This is a genomic window from Mesorhizobium sp. P2_E10 (genome assembly GCF_056404235.1).
In genome coordinates this window covers 192,219-209,103 of record NZ_JBFUEK010000003.1, presented here as the reverse complement: position 1 = coordinate 209,103, position 16,885 = coordinate 192,219, and the positions used below count along the sequence as shown (strand labels likewise).

The following is a 16,885-nucleotide window of genomic DNA, read 5'->3' as shown; positions in this document are numbered from 1 at the left end:
GACCTCGCGGCTTGCGCCGATGCGATGAAAGCCGGTTTTCGTTTGCTTCGTGTCAGCGCAGGGCCTTGGCCGCGTCTTCCGCGGATGCCGACTGTTGCGCTGCACCGCCGGTCAGCTTGACCTGCAGATTTTCGGTCATGAACTGGGTGCCTGCGGCTACGACGACGTCGCCTGGCTTCAGCCCGTCGGCGACACTGACGCCGTCGGCGGTGAATTCGGCAACCTTGATGGGGCGCGGATGGACCGTGTCGCTGCCGCGGTCGACTGTCCAAACGATCTTCTGGCCGTCCTTTTCAGCAAGCGCGCTGAGCGGGATGGACACCATCTGCTGCCGGCTCGCCACCGAGGCTTCAATGTTGGCGGTCATGCCCAGCAGCACGCGGGGATCATCGGGGAGCGAGACGCGAACGGCAAAGGTACGCGACTGCTGATCGGCGCTGCCGGCCACTTCGCGGACCTTGCCGTCGAGGCTCAGCGCGTCGTCGGACCAGAAGCTCGCCTTGACCGCCTTGCCCGGCTTGAAGGCGGCAATATCCATTTCGGGAACCGCGATCAGCACTTCCTTTTCGCCGTCGACGGCAACGGTCATTACCGGCGTGCCGGCACCGACCACCTGGCCGACATCGGCGCTGACGGATGTGACGATGCCGTTCTCGCTCGCCTTGAGATCGGTATAGACGACCTGGTTCTGCGCTTGGGAAAGCGTCGAGCGGGCGGCATCGCGCGTCGCCACCGCCTGGTTGTAGCTCAGCGTCGCCTGTTCGAGTTGCGACTTGGAGGTGAAGTTCTTGGCAAAAAGCTGCTCGGCGCGCTCCCGCGACAGATCGACCGTCTCGACCTGCCGCTCGGCGGCATCGAGGCTGGCCTTGGCGCTCTTGACCGAAAGCTCGTAGTCGGTGGGATCGATGCGGGCCAAGACATCGCCTGATGTCACATGCTGGCCGATATCGACAAGGCGCTGGGTGACCTTGCCCGAGATGCGAAAGCCGAGATTCATTTCGGTGCGGGCGCGCACCGAGCCGGAATAGTTGAGTTCGCGGCTGTTCTCAGCCTGGCCGATCTCGACCACCTTGACCGGGCGGATGATGTCCTGGACTTCGGTCTTCTCCTGCGAGCAGGCCGCGAGCCCGAGCGTGGCGACGATCAGGCCAGCGACTGGCAGCCTGCTGATGATGGAACTGGACAAAGACACTTTAGCACTCCTGACTGGAGATGAACTTTCGACACCGGCACCCGGTGGGGTGGCGGCTATTTCAAAGCCTTGATCGCATAGTCGATAAGGTCGTCGGGCATCGCCCGGTTGGTCTTGGCAAGGCACTGCGCCACCATCTGCGGGTGGCACAGAATGACGGTGGCGGCGCCGAAGCAGCGCGATGCGATGACCGGATCCTGTTCCCGGAACTCACCGGCCTCGATGCCGTCGCGGATCACCTCCGCGAACAAGTCGTGGATGCTGTCGACATGCTTGTCGATGACGCCCCAGTCGCGTTCGAGCGCAACGATGACCATCTCGTGGACCTTCTGATCGTCGAGCATGACTTCCATCGTCATCTTGTATTGCGCATGCACGTAGCGCCGCAGCCGCTCCTCGGCACTGATCGGCAGCCTAGAGATCTCGTAGGCCATCTTGTAGCTGGCGCCGAGCATCCGGCCGCAGACGGCCTGGTGGATTTCAACCTTGGAGGCAAAGAAACGGTAGATGTTGGCCGGCGACATGCCGAGTTCGCGCGCAATGTCGGCAACGTTGGTCTTGCCGTAACCGTAGTGACGGAACAGGCGCTCGGCGCAGTCGAGAATGCGTGTCACATTCTCCTGTCGGGTGGGGTCGGCCACTATGTTGGCAGCTTCTGACATGGCTCTCTGTCGATTAACGAGTGACGAATTTCAATTTTCGTCAGTCGTAAATCGAAAAAGGTGGGATGTCAACGCGGATTCGACGTACACGTATAATTGGTGACAGATGGTGACAATGTTGGCGGCCGGGCTCCACGCGCTTCGTCATCCTAGGGCGAAGCAAGGAGCGTAGCGACGCGGCGCAGACCCTAGGATCCATGCCGTGACGCATGTCGAATAATGCAGCGATACCAATTAGTTGCGCCGATATACGCCTAACGTCCGCCGCCAGTGATTCTCGATCGCCGGAGTGCTGCCGCAAGGTCACGGCATGGATCCCAGGGTTTCCGCTACGTTGCTTCGCGACTGCTCCACCCTAGGATGACGAAGTCACGCAGGGCCGCGGCAAATTGTCGAGGCCATCGCAAGAGTTGCAGTGTAGTTAAGCCTGCTTCGCCATTTCCCGCAGCCGGAACTTCTGGATCTTGCCGGTCGAGGTCTTCGGGATTTCCGCGAATATCACCGCCTTCGGCACCTTGAAGCGGGCTAGGAGCGCGCGGCAGTGGTCGATGATCTCGGCTTCGGTCGCGGTCTTGCCCGGCTTCAGTTCGACATAGGCGACCGGCACCTCGCCCCATTTCTCGTCGGCCCGCGCAACGACGCCACAGGAGGCAACGGCGGGGTGCTTGTAGAGCGCATCCTCGACCTCGATCGAGGAGATGTTCTCGCCGCCGGATATGATGATGTCCTTGGAGCGGTCCTTGAGCTGGATGTAGCCATCGGCATGCATGACGCCGAGATCGCCGGAGTGGAACCAGCCGCCGGCGAAGGCCTCGTCACTCGCCTTGCGGTTCTTCAGATAGCCCTTCATGACGATGTTGCCGCGGAACATGACCTCGCCGATGGTCTCGCCGTCGGCCGGCGTTTTCTGCATCGTCTCCGGGTCCATCACCGTCAGATCCTCGAGCGCCGCGTAGCGCACGCCTTGCCTTGCCTTCTTGGTGGCCTTCGCTCCCTTGTCGAGACCGTCCCAGGCGCCGTGCCACTCGTTGACCACCGCAGGACCATAGGTCTCGGTCAAGCCATAGAGATGGGTGACGGCAAAACCGGCGTCGGCCATGCCCGACAGCACCGCCTCCGGCGGCGGCGCCGCGGCGGTGTTGAAGGTGACGGTCTGCGCGAACTCGCGCTTGTCTTCGTCCTTGGCGTTGATCAGCACCGACATCACAACCGGCGCGCCGCACAGATGCGTGACGCCATGGTCGGCGATGGCGTCGTAGATCGGCTTCGGCCGCACCCAGCGCAGGCAGACATGGGTGCCGGCCTGCACGGCCAAGGTCCAGGGAAAGCACCAGCCATTGCAGTGGAACATCGGCAGCGTCCACAGATAGACCGCGTGCTTGGCCATGCCGGCATGGATGGTGTTGGTGTAGGCCATCAGGGCCGCGCCGCGATGGTGATAGACGACGCCCTTCGGATTGCCCGTGGTGCCGGAGGTGTAGTTGAGCGATATGGCGTCCCATTCGTCGTCGGGCATCGACCAGGCGAAATCCTCGTCGCCGCCGGCGACAAACTCCTCATAGTCGAGCGTGCCGAGCCGTTCGCCCTTGGGATAGGGCGCATCGGTGGCGTATTCGGGATCGTCATAGTCGATGACCAGCGGCCTTGCTCTGGCCAACGCCAGCGCCTCCCTGACGACAGCAGAGAATTCGCGGTCGACGATGAGCACCTTGGTTTCGGCATGGTCGAGTTGGAAGGCGATGACCGCGGCATCGAGGCGTGTGTTGAGCGAATGCAGCACCGCCTTGGTCATCGGCACGCCGAAATGCGCCTCAAGCATTGGCGGCGTGTTGGACAGCATGACAGTAACGGTATCGCCCTTGCCGATGCCGCGCTCTGAGAGCGCCGAGGCAAGCTTCAACGAGCGGCGCCAGAAATCGCGATAGGTCGTGCGCTGGCGGCCATGGATGATGGCGACATGGTCAGGAAAGGTTCGTGCCGCCCGCTCCAGATAGGTGAGCGGCGTCAGCGGCTGGTGATTGGCCGCGTTCTTGTCGAGATCTTGCTCATAGGGATTGCCCATCCCGTCCTCCCCAATGTCTTCCTTGTGACGTTCTAATCACAGGCTCGGGCCGCGTCACCACCAACGATGCCACGAGAGTGCGCATTTGGCACAATGATGTTCTGGATTCAGCTGATGAAGGGGCATCGTATGCCTCGGCTCGGTTTGACTTTTGTCGAGAGCCGTGAATAATGTCAGCGAGGAGATGGCATGGCGATCCGACCGGCAGAACAGCTTATCCACAAGGCCGCCTGGCTCTACTATGCCCACGGCCTGCGTCAGGACCAGGTGGCCAGCCAGCTCAAGATTTCCCGTGCCTCGGTCGCCATGTATCTGCGCAAGGCGCGCGAGACCGGCATTGTCAACATCTCGACCTCGACCCAACTTTTCACCGATGATGTGCTGGCGCGCAAGCTCGAAGACGCGCTGAAGCTCGACGCCGTCTGGATTGCGCCGGAAAACGACTATGTTATCGATCCGTCGACCGACATCGCGGTGCTGGCGGCGAGCGTCTTTCTTGAGCTGGTCAAGAAGGGCGACCGCATCGGCGTCGCATGGGGACGGACCGTCTATACGATCGCCGACATCATGTCCTATGCCGATCTGCAGGACGTCACCGTGGTGCAGCTGTGCGGCAATCTCGGCGCTCCCTACTCCTACCGGCCGGACCAATGCACGATGGAAATCGCTCGCCGGCTCAACGCCAAAGGCATCAATTTCTACGCGCCCCTGGTGCTGACGACGGAGGAGCTGGCGCGCGGCCTGCGCGCCGAGCCGGTGATCCGCGAGCAGTTGGCGAGCATTCATGAATGCGACCTGGCGCTGTTCTCGGTCGGCACCGTCGACGCCGACAGTCATGTCGTCAAATGCGGTGCGCTGACCGTCGACGAGATGGGCGCGTTGCGTAAGGCGGGTGCTGCCGGCGTCATCGCCGGGCAGATCATCGACGCCAAGGGCAAGGCGCTCGACTGCAGCTACAACCGTCGCGTCATTTCGGCGGAGCTGTCATCGCTGCGCGCCATCGAAAAGCGCCTGATGGTCGTCCAGGAAGACAGCAAGTTCGACCCGCTCATCGCGGCGATGACTGGCGGGCTCTGCACGCATCTTGTGGTCGGCGCGCGCATGGCGCGGCGGCTGCTCGACCATGCACAAAAGGCCTCCTAGCAAACGAAATCATTGCAGCCGGCGCATTGTCATCAAAGCGTCGCGGCATTCCTGTTCACAGCAACAAAGAGATGAAAGCGGACGAAAGCGACTATGAAGAATTTGTGGAATGACGGTGACGCGGAGAAGCTGGTTGCCGACTATGCGAAGAAGGGCGTCAGCCGCGATCTGGCACTGCGCGTCTACACGACGCGGCTCTTGGGCGGCGAGCCGCGGCTGGTGCTGCATGGCGGCGGCAACACCTCCTGCAAGACCAAGGCCACCGATCTCGTCGGCGACGAATGGGACGTGCTGTGCGTCAAGGGCAGCGGCTGGGACATGGGCGTCATCGAGCCGCAGGGCCTGCCGGCGGTGAAGCTCAACGCGCTGCTCCGGGCGCGGTCGCTGAGCAAGCTTGCCGATGAGGATATGGTCGCGCTGCAGCGGGTGAACCTGATCGACCCATCCTCGCCCAACCCTTCGGTCGAGACGCTGCTGCACGCCTTCCTGCCGCACAAATTCGTCGACCACACCCACTCGACCGCCATTCTGGCCATCGTCGACCAGGAGGACAGCGAACCGCTGGTGAAGAAAGTGTTCGGCGCCAGGATGGGTTATGTCCCCTACATCATGCCGGGCTTCGACCTGGCCAAGGTGGCCGCTGACATCTTCGACGCCGACCCGACAGTCGAAGGACTGATCCTCGACAAGCATGGCATCTTCACCTTCGGCGACGATGCCAAGCAGGCCTACGACCGCATGATCCACTATGTGAATGTCGCCGAAGACTACACCGCCAAACACGGCAAGCCGCGCACCGAGAAAGTGGCGCTGCCGGCTAGGCTGGCGACAGCAGCCGATATTGCGTCGACGCTGCGCGGCGCGGTGGCGGTTGCGCGCGGCGAAGGCCGCTTCGACCGTATGATCAGCGATTTCCGCACCTCGGATGCCATCGTCGATTTCATCAACTCGGCCAAGATCGCCGACTATGCCGAACGCGGTGTGTCGACCCCCGACCTGTCGATCCGCATCAAGACCGGGCCGATGGCGCTGCCTGCGCCCGACGCCGACAAGATCGGCGACTACAAAGCGATCATCCGCAGTCACGTCGAGACCTTCGCCAGGGACTATCGCGCCTATTTCGAAACCAATGACGCGCTCGACGATGTCAAACGCACCATGCTCGACCAGATGCCGCGGCTGACGCTGGTGCCGGGCCTCGGCATGTTCGGCCATGGGCGCACGCTGAAGGATGCGAAGATCGCCTCCGACGTCGGCGAGATGTGGATCGAAGCGGTGCGCGGCGCCGAAGCCGTCGGCAATTTCCATCCACTGTCGAAAGCCGATCTGTTCCCGCTCGAATACTGGTCGCTGGAACAGGCCAAGCTCGCCTCCAACAAGCCGAAGCCGCTGACCGGCCAGGTGGTGCTCATCACTGGCGGCGCCGGCGCCATCGGCGCCGCAACGGCCAAGCTGTTCGCCGCCAACGGCGCCCATGCGGTCGTCGTCGATCTCGACGCGGCAAAGGCGGCGGAAGCAGCCAAGCAGGCCGGCAACAATTCGATCGGCGTTGGCGCCGACATTACCGACCCCAAGCAGATGCGCGCCGCCTTCGACAAGGCCGTCGCCATCTATGGCGGCGTCGACATCCTGGTTTCGAATGCGGGAGCTGCCTGGGAAGGCCGGATCGGCGAGATCGACGACGTCACCTTACGCAAGAGTTTCGAGCTCAATTTCTTCGCCCATCAGTCGGCGGCGCAGAACGCGGTGCGCGTCATGCTCGAACAGGGCACAGGCGGCGTGCTTTTGTTCAACACCTCCAAACAAGCGGTCAATCCCGGTCCGAAGTTCGGCGCCTATGGCATCCCGAAGGCGGCGACGCTGTTCCTGTCGAGGCAGTACGCACTCGACTACGGCGCCCACGGTATCCGTTCGAATGCCGTCAACGCCGATCGCATCCGCTCGGGGCTGTTGACCGATGCCATGATCGCCAGCCGCTCGGGCGCACGCGGCGTTTCCGAGAAGGAATACATGTCCGGCAATCTGCTCGGGCAGGAAGTGACGGCCGAGGACGTCGCCCAGGCGTTCCTGCATCAGGCGCTGGCCGACCGGACCACCGCCGATGTGACGACGGTGGACGGCGGCAACATCGCGGCGGCGATGCGCTAAAAGCAAGAAAATACCGCAACGACGAAGAGCGCCCCCAGGGGCCGCTCTTTTCTTTTGCGCTCGAACCAGGGCTGTCTTGGAATGGTCGCTGTGGAGCCATCAAAAACCCCGCTTCGGACCGATTTGTTTGGTCTTTAACTCTAGACCTTTTTGGAGACATTGATGGTTGCGAAAAGACTGCGTATCGCCGTGTTGTTTGGCGGGCGCTCGGCCGAGCATGACGTGTCGGTGCTTTCGGCGACGAATGCGATGCGCGCGCTCGACCCTGCCCGGTATGACGCGGTGCCGATCTTCATCACTCGCGACGGAATTTGGCTGCTGAGTTCATTCGACGACGGCACACTGTCGAAGCCGGAAAGCGGGACGGAAGTTTGCCTCGTGCCAGGTGGACATGGGCGGATAATCGCACTTCCTGCCGGCGGCTCAGCCTATGACCTGCCGAAGATCGATATCCTGTTTCCAGTCCTGCATGGACTGTATGGCGAGGACGGCTCGGTGCAGGGGCTTGCCGAAGTCGCCCGCGTGCCGCTTGTCGGATGCGGCATCCTCGGTTCGGCGGTCGCGTTGGACAAGGACATCGCCAAGCGGCTGCTGAAGGCAGCTGGGGTGCCGGTCGCACGCTCGGTGACGATCCACGACGGCGACACCCCTTCCCTCACCGAACTCGAGGACGAACTCGGCCTGCCGCTGTTCATCAAACCGGCGCGGCAGGGATCGTCCGTCGGCGTCGGAAAGGTCAATGCCAGCCAGGAATTCGATCGAGCGCTGGCTGAGGCTTTCCGGCACGATCGCAAGTTGCTGGCAGAGGAATTCGTTCGTGGCCGCGAGATTGAATACAGCGTGCTGGAAGACGTCGCAGGCAATCTATTCGTCTCGCGGCCGGGCGAGATCGTGCCGGCTCAAAGCCACGGCTTCTATAACTACAATGCCAAATACATCGACGAGAATGGCGCCGCACTGATCGTGCCGGCAGAACTGCCGCCTGAAGTCGAGGCAGGCATGCGCGACATGGCCGCCAAGGCTTTCAGAGCCGTCGGTTGCGACGGCATGGCGCGCGTCGATTTCTTCCTGATGCCGGACATGCAATTCCTGGTCAACGAGATCAACACCATCCCGGGCTTCACCGACATCAGCATGTATTCCAAGGCGATGGCGGCAAGCGGTGTCAGCTATGCCGCGATCATCGACCGCCTGGTGGAGCACGGGTTGGCGCGCGCCGGGCGATCGGGCTGAGAGCGAAATCCGCAACGCACAAACAAAAGAGCGGCCCGAGAGCCGCTCTTTCTTTTGCTGGTGAGCCAGGAACTATTTGGCGTTCGGGTTCGGCATCCAGGCCGGCATGGCGACATCGGCATGGGCGAACTGCGGCAGCTTGGCCGACAGGTCTTCCATGTTCTTGATGTCCTTGTCGATCAGGTCCTTCTGGGTGATCAGCGTCGGCGGCACGATGACATTGTGGCCGGGGTCTTCACCGGCGAGCAGCTGCGCCAGCGCGCGCACCGAAACCTGGCCGACGACGGCCGGATTGGTGGCGGCGGTTGCCGCCCAGGCGCTGTCGGTCTCGCGCATCGCTGATATATCCGAAGTCGAGATGTCGGCCGAATAGATCTTGATGTCCTTGTTCAACCCGGCCTCGTCGACGGCGATCTTCACGCCCTTGGCGAATTCATCATAGGGGGCGAACATCACCTTGATATCGGGGTGGGCCGACAGCACCGAGCGCGCCTGGTTGGCGACCGAATTGGCGATCGGGTTGTCGAGCGTGCCGAACATCGCGACTTCGTTGATGCCGGCATACTTCTTCTTGACGTCGACCCAGGTCTCGTTGCGGCGATCGAGCGGGGCGATGCCGGCGACATAGACATAGCCGGCTTTCCAGCTGTCGCCATTGTCCTTGACCGCCTGTTCGAGGGCGAGGCGCGCAAGGTCGCGGTCGGACTGTTCGACCTGCGGGATCTTCGGGTTTTCGACATTGACGTCGAAGGCAACGACCTTGATGCCGGCGTCGACCGCGCGCTGGGCGGCGTCCTTCATCGATTCGGTCAGGCCGTGCTGGATGATGATGCCCTGAACGCCGAGCGCGATGGCCTGGTCGACCATGTCGGCCTGGAGCGCCGCATCCTGGCGGCTGTCGAGCACGCGCAGGTCGACGCCGAGCGCCTTGGACTGCGCCTCGACGCCCGAGAGATAGGCTTGGAAGAAATCGCCGGTCGAGAGATAGCGGACCAGCGCGATCTTGACGCCCGGCTTGTCGAACGGCGCCGGCTTGTCGGCGGCCAGCGCAGGGACCTGCATCAGCATGGTTGCGCCGGCAAGCCCGAGCGCTGCCATTCCTAGAAGTCTTCTTGTGATCTTCATTTTGTTTCCTCCACTTGTTGAACTCAAAAGTCCCGGTCGAATCCTATCGCCTGCCCCTGCCGGAAAGGGCGAAGGTGAAGACAAGGGCGACCACGAGAACCACGCCCTTGACGAAATCCTGCGTGTAATAGGGCGCGTTCATCATGGTCAGGCCTTGCAGCAAGATACCGACGAACAGCGCGCCGACGGCGGTGCCGAAGGCGTTCGGCTTGGCGGCCCCAAGGACCGCGTAGCCGATGAGCGCCGCGGCAACAGCATCGAGCAGCAGATTATTACCCGAGGCGATGTCGCCGCGTCCAAGCCGGGCAGCGAGCAAAATGCCGCCGATCGAGGCAAAAACTCCTGAAATGACGTAGGCCCAGATTTTGTATGCCTTGACAGGCGCGCCGGCGAGTTCGGCGGCGCGCTCATTGGAGCCGACCGCATACATCATGCGGCCGAAGCGGGTGTATTCGAGAAAGAACCAGATCAGCACGGCCAGCACGATCAGGACCACGACCGACACCGGAATGAGGTTGGGGATGAAGAAATCGAAGCGGTGGCGGCCAAGCGCCAGGAAGGCGTCGGAGAATTTGCCGTTGGCGACCGAGCCGTCGGGCATGGTCATGCCGGTGGCGATCGAGCGTCCCTCGGTCGGGATGCGCTGCAGGCCGACAAGCAGGAACATCATGCCGAGCGTCGCCAAAAGGTCGGGCACGCGCATGTAGACGATCAGCCAGCCGTTGATGAGACCGACGACGACGCCGATCAGCAGGCAGACGATGACCGCAACGACGGCGTTCTGTTCAAGCACCACCATGACATAGGCGGCAGCCATCATGGCGCTGGTGGCGACCGAGCCGATCGACAGGTCGAAGCCGCCGACAACCAGCGTGGCGGTGACGCCGAGCGCCAGCACGCCGGTGATGGCCACCGACTGGAAGATGAAGACGGCACTTTGCGGCGAGACGAAACCGTCGGCGGCGATCGCGAAATAGGCGACCAGCCCGAACAAAAGCACGATGAAGCCATAGCGAATAGCGTGGTCGCGCAGCGTCATTCAGCGCTCCCGCGCACCGTCTTCACAGAACTCAAACCCATACGCTCCATTCCAGTTCTCATCGTCGGTTCTTTGCTCATGCCGCGCTGTGCAGCGGCCCGCCGGCGACCTCGGCCAGCAGGCGATCGAGATCGATGTCGGCGTTGCGGTGTTCGCCGACGATCGTCTGCTCCGACATCACCAGGATGCGGTCGGCCGTCTCCAGCGCTTCATCGAGTTCGGTGACGAACAGCAGCGTCGCGCGGCCATTGGCGCTGGCCCTGAGCTTGGCGGCGATATCGCGCCTGGCGGAGATGTCGACGCCCTGGAACGGCTCATCGAGAATGAACAGTCTGGCATTCTGCGCCATCCAGCGGGCGACCATCACCTTTTGCTGGTTGCCGCCCGAGAGTGACGCCATTTCGTCCTTCTCCGAGCGGCAGACGATGCCGAGTTCCTGGATCTGCCGGCGGGCAATGGCGCGTTCGAGGCGGCGCCTGAGCACACCGAAATGCGACAACCGCTTGTAGAATGGCAGGCTGATGTTTTCCTGGATGTTGAAGCCACCGACAATGCCGTTCTCGCCGCGGTCCTTGGCAACGAGAAACACACCGGCATTGATCGCCTCGCCCGCCGTGCCAGGCGCATAGGGCCTGCCGTTCAACGTCATGGTGCCGGACAGCGGCTTGCGCACGCCAAACAACGTCTCGGCCAGTGCCGTCTTGCCGACGCCGACGAGGCCGGTGATGGCGACCACCTCGCCATCGCCGAGCGTCAGCGAGAATGGCCGGGCGCCCTGGACAAGGCACAACCCGTCGATGGTCAGGACCGCGTTGGCCGAGTGCCTGGCAACGATCTGGTCGAGATGGATCTTGCGGCCGAGCATGGCGTTGATGGCGCCTTCATAGTCGAGCGGCTTCCTGTCGAAGGTGCCGCTGATCAACCCGTCGCGCATAGAGACGATGCGGTCGGCAAGCCGCCTGATGTCCGACATGCGGTGCGAAATGTAGAGGATCGCCACGCCTTGCTCGCGCAGCCGATCGAGCAGTGCGAACAACCGGTCGGCCTCGGCGCTGGAGAGCGAGGAGGTCGGCTCGTCGAGGATCAGCACTTTCGGCTGGTGCGCCATGGCGCGGGCGATCGCCACCATCTGGCGGTCAGCCAACGACAGATCGCTGATACGTGCCCTAAGGTCGATGACCAACCCCATGCGGTCGGCGACGGCCTTGGCCTCGCGGCGCACCCGGCCTGGATTGAACAGCGTCGGCACGCCGCTGCCGGTCAGCCTATCGAGCGTCAGATTGGTGGCGACGTCGAGATCGGCGACGACGCCGTCATTGATGTTCTGGTGCACGGTGACGACACCGGCGCGGATCGCTTCCGCCGGGGTCTTCGGCGCAAAGTCGGTGCCGGCGAGCGCCATCGTGCCGCCGCCGCGCTCATAGACGCCGCTGATGATCTTGACGAGGGTGGATTTGCCGGCGCCGTTGGCGCCCATCAGCACGGTGACTTCGCCGGCATGCAATTCGAGCGAGACGCCGCCAAGCACCTCGATATGGCCAAAGGATTTCCTCAGGCCGTTCACGCGGAACACGGCATCATTGCCCATTCGTTCCTCCCTGACCTCGACGCTATGGGCTCAATCGGCAATTGTCAACACGATTGACAATTGCCAGGTGGCTTCCTAGCTTGGCCCGGCCGCCATGGCTCCGCTATGATTGGAGCACATCAGCGCGAGGGTGAGGAATGACTGGGAAATTGCCGTTCGAAGCATTGTCGGTGGAGACGCTTTCGACGCGCCTTGGCGCCAACGAAGCGCTGTGCGCACGGATCGGCAAGGACACGAGAAGCTGGAAGGTCCGCGAGGTCGGCGACGGCAATCTCAACCTGGTCTTCATTGTCGAAGGGGCTAGTGGTGCAGCCGTGGTCAAGCAGGCGCTGCCCTATGTGCGCCTGGTCGGCGACAGCTGGCCGTTGCCGCTGAAGCGCTCCTTCTTCGAATACCATGCGCTGACCCGGCAAGAGGCACGCGCGCCGGGTTCGGTACCGGCCATCTATCATTTCGACGAAGGCCAGGCCTTGATCATCATGGAGTATCTGGCGCCGCACATCATCCTGCGCCGCGCGCTGATCGAAGGCCGCCAGCTGCCTAACATCGCCAGGGATATCGGCCTGTTCATGGCTCGCACCCTGTTTCGCGGCTCCGACCTCTCGATGGCGGCCAAGGACCGCAAGGCCGATCTGGCGCTGTTCGCCGACAATGTCGAACTTTGCGACATCACCGAGAACCTGGTTTTTTCGGACCCCTATTTCGACGCCAAGATGAACCGGCATACCTCGCCGCAACTCGACGGTTTGGTCGCCGAACTGCGCGCCGACCGTGACCTCAAGGTCGAGGCGCAGCGGCTGAAGCATCTGTTCGCCGCCAATGCCGAAACGCTGCTGCATGGCGACCTGCATTCCGGCTCGATCATGGTCACCGACACCGAAACCCGGATGATCGATCCGGAGTTCGCCTTCTATGGGCCGATGGCGTTCGACGTCGGCATGCTGCTCGCCAATTTCTGGATGTCGTTCTTCTCGCAACGCGGCCACGACCAGAAGGGCAAGCGCGACGCCATGCGCGCCTATCTGCTCGAGGTCACCGCCCAGACATGGTCGGTGTTCCGCGCGGAGTTCTCGCATCTGTGGCGCACCGAGCGTACCGGCATGCTCTACCAGAAGAGCCTGTTCGAGGATCAGGGCGACAGGCTCGGCGCCGAGCAGGCGCTCGATTACGTGCTGCATCAAATCTGGACCGATCTGCTCGGCTTTGCCGGCATCGAGGTTCACCGGCGCATCCTCGGCCTCGCCCACAACGCCGATTTCGAGACCATTGAAGACGAGGATCTGCGCGCCAGTTGCGAGGCGAAGGCGCTGAAATTCGGCCGTCACATCGCCGTCAACCGGCGCCAGATACACAGCATCGACGAAGTCAACCAGTTGGCCGCGCTGATCGAACGGGAGAGCCGCATTTGAACGTCGGCGAACGCCACTATCGCACCATCTGGCTGAGCAACGACGGGCGTTCGGTTGACATCATCGACCAGCGCTGGCTGCCGCATGATTTTCGCATCGAGACGATCGGCACTGTCGCCGGCATCGCCACCGCCATCCGCGACATGTGGGTGCGCGGCGCGCCGCTGATCGGCGTCACCGCCGCCTACGGCGTTGCCATGCAGATGCAAGACGACCCGTCGGATGCAGCACTCGACGCGGTCTGGGAGACCTTGCACGAGACCCGCCCGACGGCGATCAATCTGCGCTGGGCGCTCGACGAGATGCGGCGCGTCCTGCGGCCGCTGCCAGCCGCAGAGCGCACCGAGGCCGCCTACAAGCGCGCCGCGGAAATCGCCGACGAGGATGTCGGGCTGAACCGCTCCATCGGCGCCAATGGGCTTGAAATCATCAAGGCGATCGCGGCCCGCAAGCAGAAGGGCGGACCGGTCAACATCCTCACCCATTGCAATGCCGGCTGGCTGGCCACCGTCGACTATGGCACCGCCACCGCGCCGATCTATCTGGCTGTCGAGGCCGGCATTCCCGTGCATGTCTATGTCGATGAAACGCGGCCGCGCAATCAGGGCGCCCAGCTGACCGCATGGGAGATGGCCGGCCACGGCGTGCCGCACACGCTGATCGTCGACAATGCCGGCGGCCATCTGATGCAGCGCGGCGAGATTGACATGGTCATCGTCGGCACCGACCGCACTACGGCCGACGGCGATGTCTGCAACAAGATCGGTACCTATCTCAAGGCGCTCGCCGCCGCCGACAATGACGTGCCGTTCTATGTCGCGCTGCCATCGCCGACCATCGACTGGACCGTTCATGACGGACTGGCCGAAATCCCGATCGAGCAGCGCTCGCCCGACGAGGTCTCGCTGGTCTGGGGCAAGACCGCCTCCGGCGAGATCGCCCAGGTCCGCGTGTCGCCGGAAACGACGCCGGCGGCAAACCCGGCCTTCGACGTGACCCCAGCGCGGCTGGTCACCGGCCTGATCACCGAACGCGGCGTCGCCAAGGCTTCGCGCGAGGGGTTGAAGGCGATGTTCCCCGAGCGCCGGTAATCTCCCCCTCGAGGGGGAGATGGCCGCAAAGCGGCCAGAGGGGGTCCTCTCACGTAGATCGCCGACGTTGTCTTTCGTCACGAAGGCGTCGGCGCTTCACGCGCGGCGACCCCCTCTGTCGCCTTCGGCGACATCTCCCCCTCAAGGGGGGAGATTAGCGCTCGTCGACAATTGACAACACCGCCCCGCCCTTCCATATCACCACCGTCAATGTTCTCAGGGCGGGGTGAAAGTCCCCACCGGCGGTAAGGGCCTCGGCTCGAGCCCGCGAGCGCCTCCCGGCAAAAGGAGGGTCAGCAGATCCGGTGTGATCCCGGAGCCGACGGTTAAAGTCCGGATGGAAGAGAACGAAACGGACGACGGCCCGCTTTTCGCGGGCTTAATCCGTATCGTGCGTCCTGATTCTGGTTCGAAACGGAAGGATGGACCCATGAATCAGCATACCCAGAAAGACTACGAAACTGTCCGCATTGCCGTCATTCGCGCGCGCTGGCACGCCGATATCGTCGACCAATGCGTAGAATCCTTCGAGGCGGAACTGGCCGTGCTCGGGGAAAACCGCTTTGCCGTCGATGTCTTCGACGTGCCGGGCGCATACGAGATTCCGCTGCACGCCAAGACCTTGGCCCAGACCGGCCGCTATGGCGCGATCCTGGGAGTGGCTTTCGTCGTCAATGGCGGCATCTACCGGCACGAATTCGTCGCCAGTGCCGTCATCGACGGCATGATGAATGTGCAGCTGTCGACCGGCGTGCCGGTGCTTTCGGCGGTGCTGACGCCGCTCAACTACCATGACAGCGCCGACCACCACCGCTTCTTCTTCGAGCACTTCACGGTCAAGGGCAAAGAGGCGGCCAATGCCTGCGTGCAGATCCTGGCCGCGCGCGAGCTGATCGCGGCCTAAACCCGTCAAAAAGGCCGGATTTCAGCGCTGCAACAAGAATTGCAGCCGCAAAAGCGTCTAACGGTTGCGATTGCGGTGAAATCCGGCCAGAAGCATCGGCGGGCTGAACGGCAAGCGGACAGCCCGCAACCATTGGCCTGAAACCAAATACGGGAGACTATTGGGTGGCTCGCATCACATTGAGACAATTGCTCGACCATGCCGCCGAATACGGCTATGGCGTGCCTGCCTTCAACATGAACAATATGGAACAGGGCCTCGCCATCATGGAGGCCGCCGAGGAGACCAAGTCGCCGGTCATCCTGCAGGCGAGCCGCGGCGCCCGCGCCTACGCCAATGACGTGGTGCTGGCCAAGCTGATCGACGCGCTGGTCGAAATCCATCCCGATATTCCGGTCTGCATGCATCTCGACCATGGCAACAACGAAGCCACCTGCGTCACCGCGATCCAGTACGGCTTCACCTCGGTGATGATGGACGGATCGCTGAAGGAAGACGGCAAGTCGCCCGCCGACTACGCCTACAATTCCGGCATCACCAAGCGCGTCGTCGACATGGCGCATTGGGGCGGCGTGTCGGTGGAAGGCGAGATCGGCGTGCTCGGATCGCTGGAGAGCGGTGGCGGCGAGCAGGAAGACGGCCACGGCGTCGAAGGCGCGATCAGCCACGACCAGCTTTTGACCGATCCGGAGCAGGCGGTGGAGTTCGTCAAGGACACGCATGTCGACGCGCTGGCAGTCGCCATGGGCACCAGCCACGGCGCCTACAAATTCTCGCGCAAGCCGGACGGCGCGGTGCTGGCGATGAACGTGATCGAGGAAATCCACCGTCGCCTGCCCAACATGCATCTGGTGATGCACGGCTCGTCCTCGGTGCCGGAGGATCTGCAGGAGATCATCAACAAATATGGCGGCCAGATGAAGCCGACCTGGGGCGTGCCGGTGGAAGAGATCCAGCGCGGCATCAAGCATGGCGTGCGCAAGATCAACATCGACACCGACAACCGCATGGCGCTGACCGGCGCCATCCGCAAGGTGCTGACCGAGAACCCTTCGGAGTTCGATCCGCGCAAGTACCTCACACCGGCGATGGCCGCGATGCGCAAGCTGTGCAAGGAGCGGTTCGAGCAGTTCGGCACCGCCGGCAACGCGCCGAAGATCAAGCCGCTGCCGGTCTCGGAAATGGCCAAGCGCTACAAGTCGGGCAGCCTCGATCCGAAATTCGGCTGAGTTTCAGCCGACGTCGCGAGATAGCAAAAGACGAGGGCAGGAGCCGATCGGCCCCTGCCC

At 62.9% G+C, this 16,885-nt stretch carries 13 protein-coding genes and 1 riboswitch; of the genes, 7 read left to right on the top strand and 6 right to left on the bottom strand.

Annotated features, from left to right (window positions below; translation table 11 throughout):
• Window positions 1–52: 52 nt before the first annotated feature.
• The 3 genes from AC1D0N_RS09955 to AC1D0N_RS09945 form a co-directional block, all read right to left on the bottom strand.
• On the bottom strand, window positions 53–1,192 hold the full coding sequence (locus tag AC1D0N_RS09955; protein WP_477243298.1) for an efflux RND transporter periplasmic adaptor subunit: 1,140 nt from the start codon (window positions 1,190–1,192) through the stop codon (window positions 53–55).
• A 56-nt stretch (window positions 1,193–1,248) separates the two neighbouring features.
• The gene (locus AC1D0N_RS09950; RefSeq protein ID WP_477243296.1) at window positions 1,249–1,854 is read right to left on the bottom strand and encodes a TetR/AcrR family transcriptional regulator; all 606 of its coding nucleotides are present in this window, start codon (window positions 1,852–1,854) and stop codon (window positions 1,249–1,251) included.
• Between the two features lie 421 nt (window positions 1,855–2,275).
• Entirely contained in the window at window positions 2,276–3,916 is a 1,641-nt protein-coding gene (locus tag AC1D0N_RS09945) for an acyl-CoA synthetase (RefSeq protein WP_477243294.1), read from the bottom strand.
• Between the two features lie 189 nt (window positions 3,917–4,105).
• On the opposite strand from AC1D0N_RS09945, the gene AC1D0N_RS09940 reads away from it, so the two are divergent.
• The 3 genes from AC1D0N_RS09940 (at window position 4,106) to AC1D0N_RS09930 (ending at window position 8,440) form a co-directional block, all read left to right on the top strand.
• Window positions 4,106–5,059, top strand: a complete 954-nt coding sequence (locus tag AC1D0N_RS09940; RefSeq protein WP_477243292.1) for a sugar-binding transcriptional regulator — start codon at window positions 4,106–4,108, stop codon at window positions 5,057–5,059.
• 93 nt (window positions 5,060–5,152) lie between these two features.
• A complete protein-coding gene (locus tag AC1D0N_RS09935; protein ID WP_477243290.1) occupies window positions 5,153–7,207 on the top strand; it encodes a bifunctional aldolase/short-chain dehydrogenase in 2,055 nt (684 codons plus the stop codon).
• A 162-nt stretch (window positions 7,208–7,369) separates the two neighbouring features.
• Window positions 7,370–8,440 (top strand): D-alanine--D-alanine ligase family protein, encoded by a 1,071-nt coding sequence (locus tag AC1D0N_RS09930; RefSeq protein WP_477243288.1) that lies wholly within the window; start codon window positions 7,370–7,372, stop codon window positions 8,438–8,440.
• A gap of 72 nt (window positions 8,441–8,512) precedes the next feature.
• Here the strand turns inward: AC1D0N_RS09930 and AC1D0N_RS09925 are convergent, their stop codons facing one another.
• The 3 genes from AC1D0N_RS09925 to AC1D0N_RS09915 all read right to left on the bottom strand — a co-directional run bounded on the left by AC1D0N_RS09925 (window position 8,513) and on the right by AC1D0N_RS09915 (window position 12,192).
• Complete coding sequence (locus tag AC1D0N_RS09925; protein WP_477243286.1) at window positions 8,513–9,565, bottom strand: substrate-binding domain-containing protein; 1,053 nt, start codon at window positions 9,563–9,565, stop codon at window positions 8,513–8,515.
• A gap of 43 nt (window positions 9,566–9,608) precedes the next feature.
• Window positions 9,609–10,604: an ABC transporter permease gene (locus AC1D0N_RS09920; RefSeq protein ID WP_477243284.1), complete on the bottom strand. Its 996-nt coding sequence runs from the start codon at window positions 10,602–10,604 to the stop codon at window positions 9,609–9,611.
• 76 nt (window positions 10,605–10,680) lie between these two features.
• Window positions 10,681–12,192: a sugar ABC transporter ATP-binding protein gene (locus tag AC1D0N_RS09915; protein WP_477243282.1), complete on the bottom strand. Its 1,512-nt coding sequence runs from the start codon at window positions 12,190–12,192 to the stop codon at window positions 10,681–10,683.
• A 137-nt stretch (window positions 12,193–12,329) separates the two neighbouring features.
• Between AC1D0N_RS09915 and mtnK the strand changes: the two genes are divergently transcribed.
• The 4 genes from mtnK (at window position 12,330) to fba (ending at window position 16,825) form a co-directional block, all read left to right on the top strand.
• Window positions 12,330–13,601, top strand: coding sequence for an S-methyl-5-thioribose kinase (gene mtnK / locus AC1D0N_RS09910; protein ID WP_477243280.1), 1,272 nt, complete (start codon window positions 12,330–12,332; stop codon window positions 13,599–13,601).
• Complete coding sequence (gene mtnA, locus AC1D0N_RS09905; RefSeq protein WP_477243278.1) at window positions 13,598–14,692, top strand: S-methyl-5-thioribose-1-phosphate isomerase; 1,095 nt, start codon at window positions 13,598–13,600, stop codon at window positions 14,690–14,692. The genes mtnK and mtnA overlap by 4 nt, the downstream gene beginning before the upstream one ends.
• A gap of 208 nt (window positions 14,693–14,900) precedes the next feature.
• Window positions 14,901–15,045: riboswitch (FMN riboswitch) on the top strand.
• 77 nt (window positions 15,046–15,122) lie between these two features.
• A complete protein-coding gene (locus tag AC1D0N_RS09900; RefSeq protein WP_477243277.1) occupies window positions 15,123–15,596 on the top strand; it encodes a 6,7-dimethyl-8-ribityllumazine synthase in 474 nt (157 codons plus the stop codon).
• 164 nt (window positions 15,597–15,760) lie between these two features.
• Window positions 15,761–16,825 carry a class II fructose-bisphosphate aldolase gene (fba, locus tag AC1D0N_RS09895; protein WP_010914722.1) on the top strand — a complete coding sequence of 355 codons (1,065 nt, stop codon included), beginning with the start codon at window positions 15,761–15,763 and terminating at the stop codon, window positions 16,823–16,825.
• Window positions 16,826–16,885 lie beyond the last annotated feature (60 nt).

Bases quoted from the DNA above. Each gene is read 5' to 3' on its own strand.
- AC1D0N_RS09950 (WP_477243296.1), bottom strand. From the start codon at position 1,854: ATGTCAGAAGCTGCCAACATAGTGGCCGACCCCACCCGACAGGAGAAT.
- AC1D0N_RS09945 (WP_477243294.1), bottom strand. From the start codon at position 3,916: ATGGGCAATCCCTATGAGCAAGATCTCGACAAGAACGCGGCCAATCAC.
- AC1D0N_RS09940 (WP_477243292.1), top strand. From the start codon at position 4,106: ATGGCGATCCGACCGGCAGAACAGCTTATCCACAAGGCCGCCTGGCTC.
- AC1D0N_RS09935 (WP_477243290.1), top strand. From the start codon at position 5,153: ATGAAGAATTTGTGGAATGACGGTGACGCGGAGAAGCTGGTTGCCGAC.
- AC1D0N_RS09930 (WP_477243288.1), top strand. From the start codon at position 7,370: ATGGTTGCGAAAAGACTGCGTATCGCCGTGTTGTTTGGCGGGCGCTCG.
- AC1D0N_RS09925 (WP_477243286.1), bottom strand. From the start codon at position 9,565: ATGAAGATCACAAGAAGACTTCTAGGAATGGCAGCGCTCGGGCTTGCC.
- AC1D0N_RS09920 (WP_477243284.1), bottom strand. From the start codon at position 10,604: ATGACGCTGCGCGACCACGCTATTCGCTATGGCTTCATCGTGCTTTTG.
- AC1D0N_RS09915 (WP_477243282.1), bottom strand. From the start codon at position 12,192: ATGGGCAATGATGCCGTGTTCCGCGTGAACGGCCTGAGGAAATCCTTT.
- mtnK (WP_477243280.1), top strand. From the start codon at position 12,330: ATGACTGGGAAATTGCCGTTCGAAGCATTGTCGGTGGAGACGCTTTCG.
- AC1D0N_RS09900 (WP_477243277.1), top strand. From the start codon at position 15,123: ATGAATCAGCATACCCAGAAAGACTACGAAACTGTCCGCATTGCCGTC.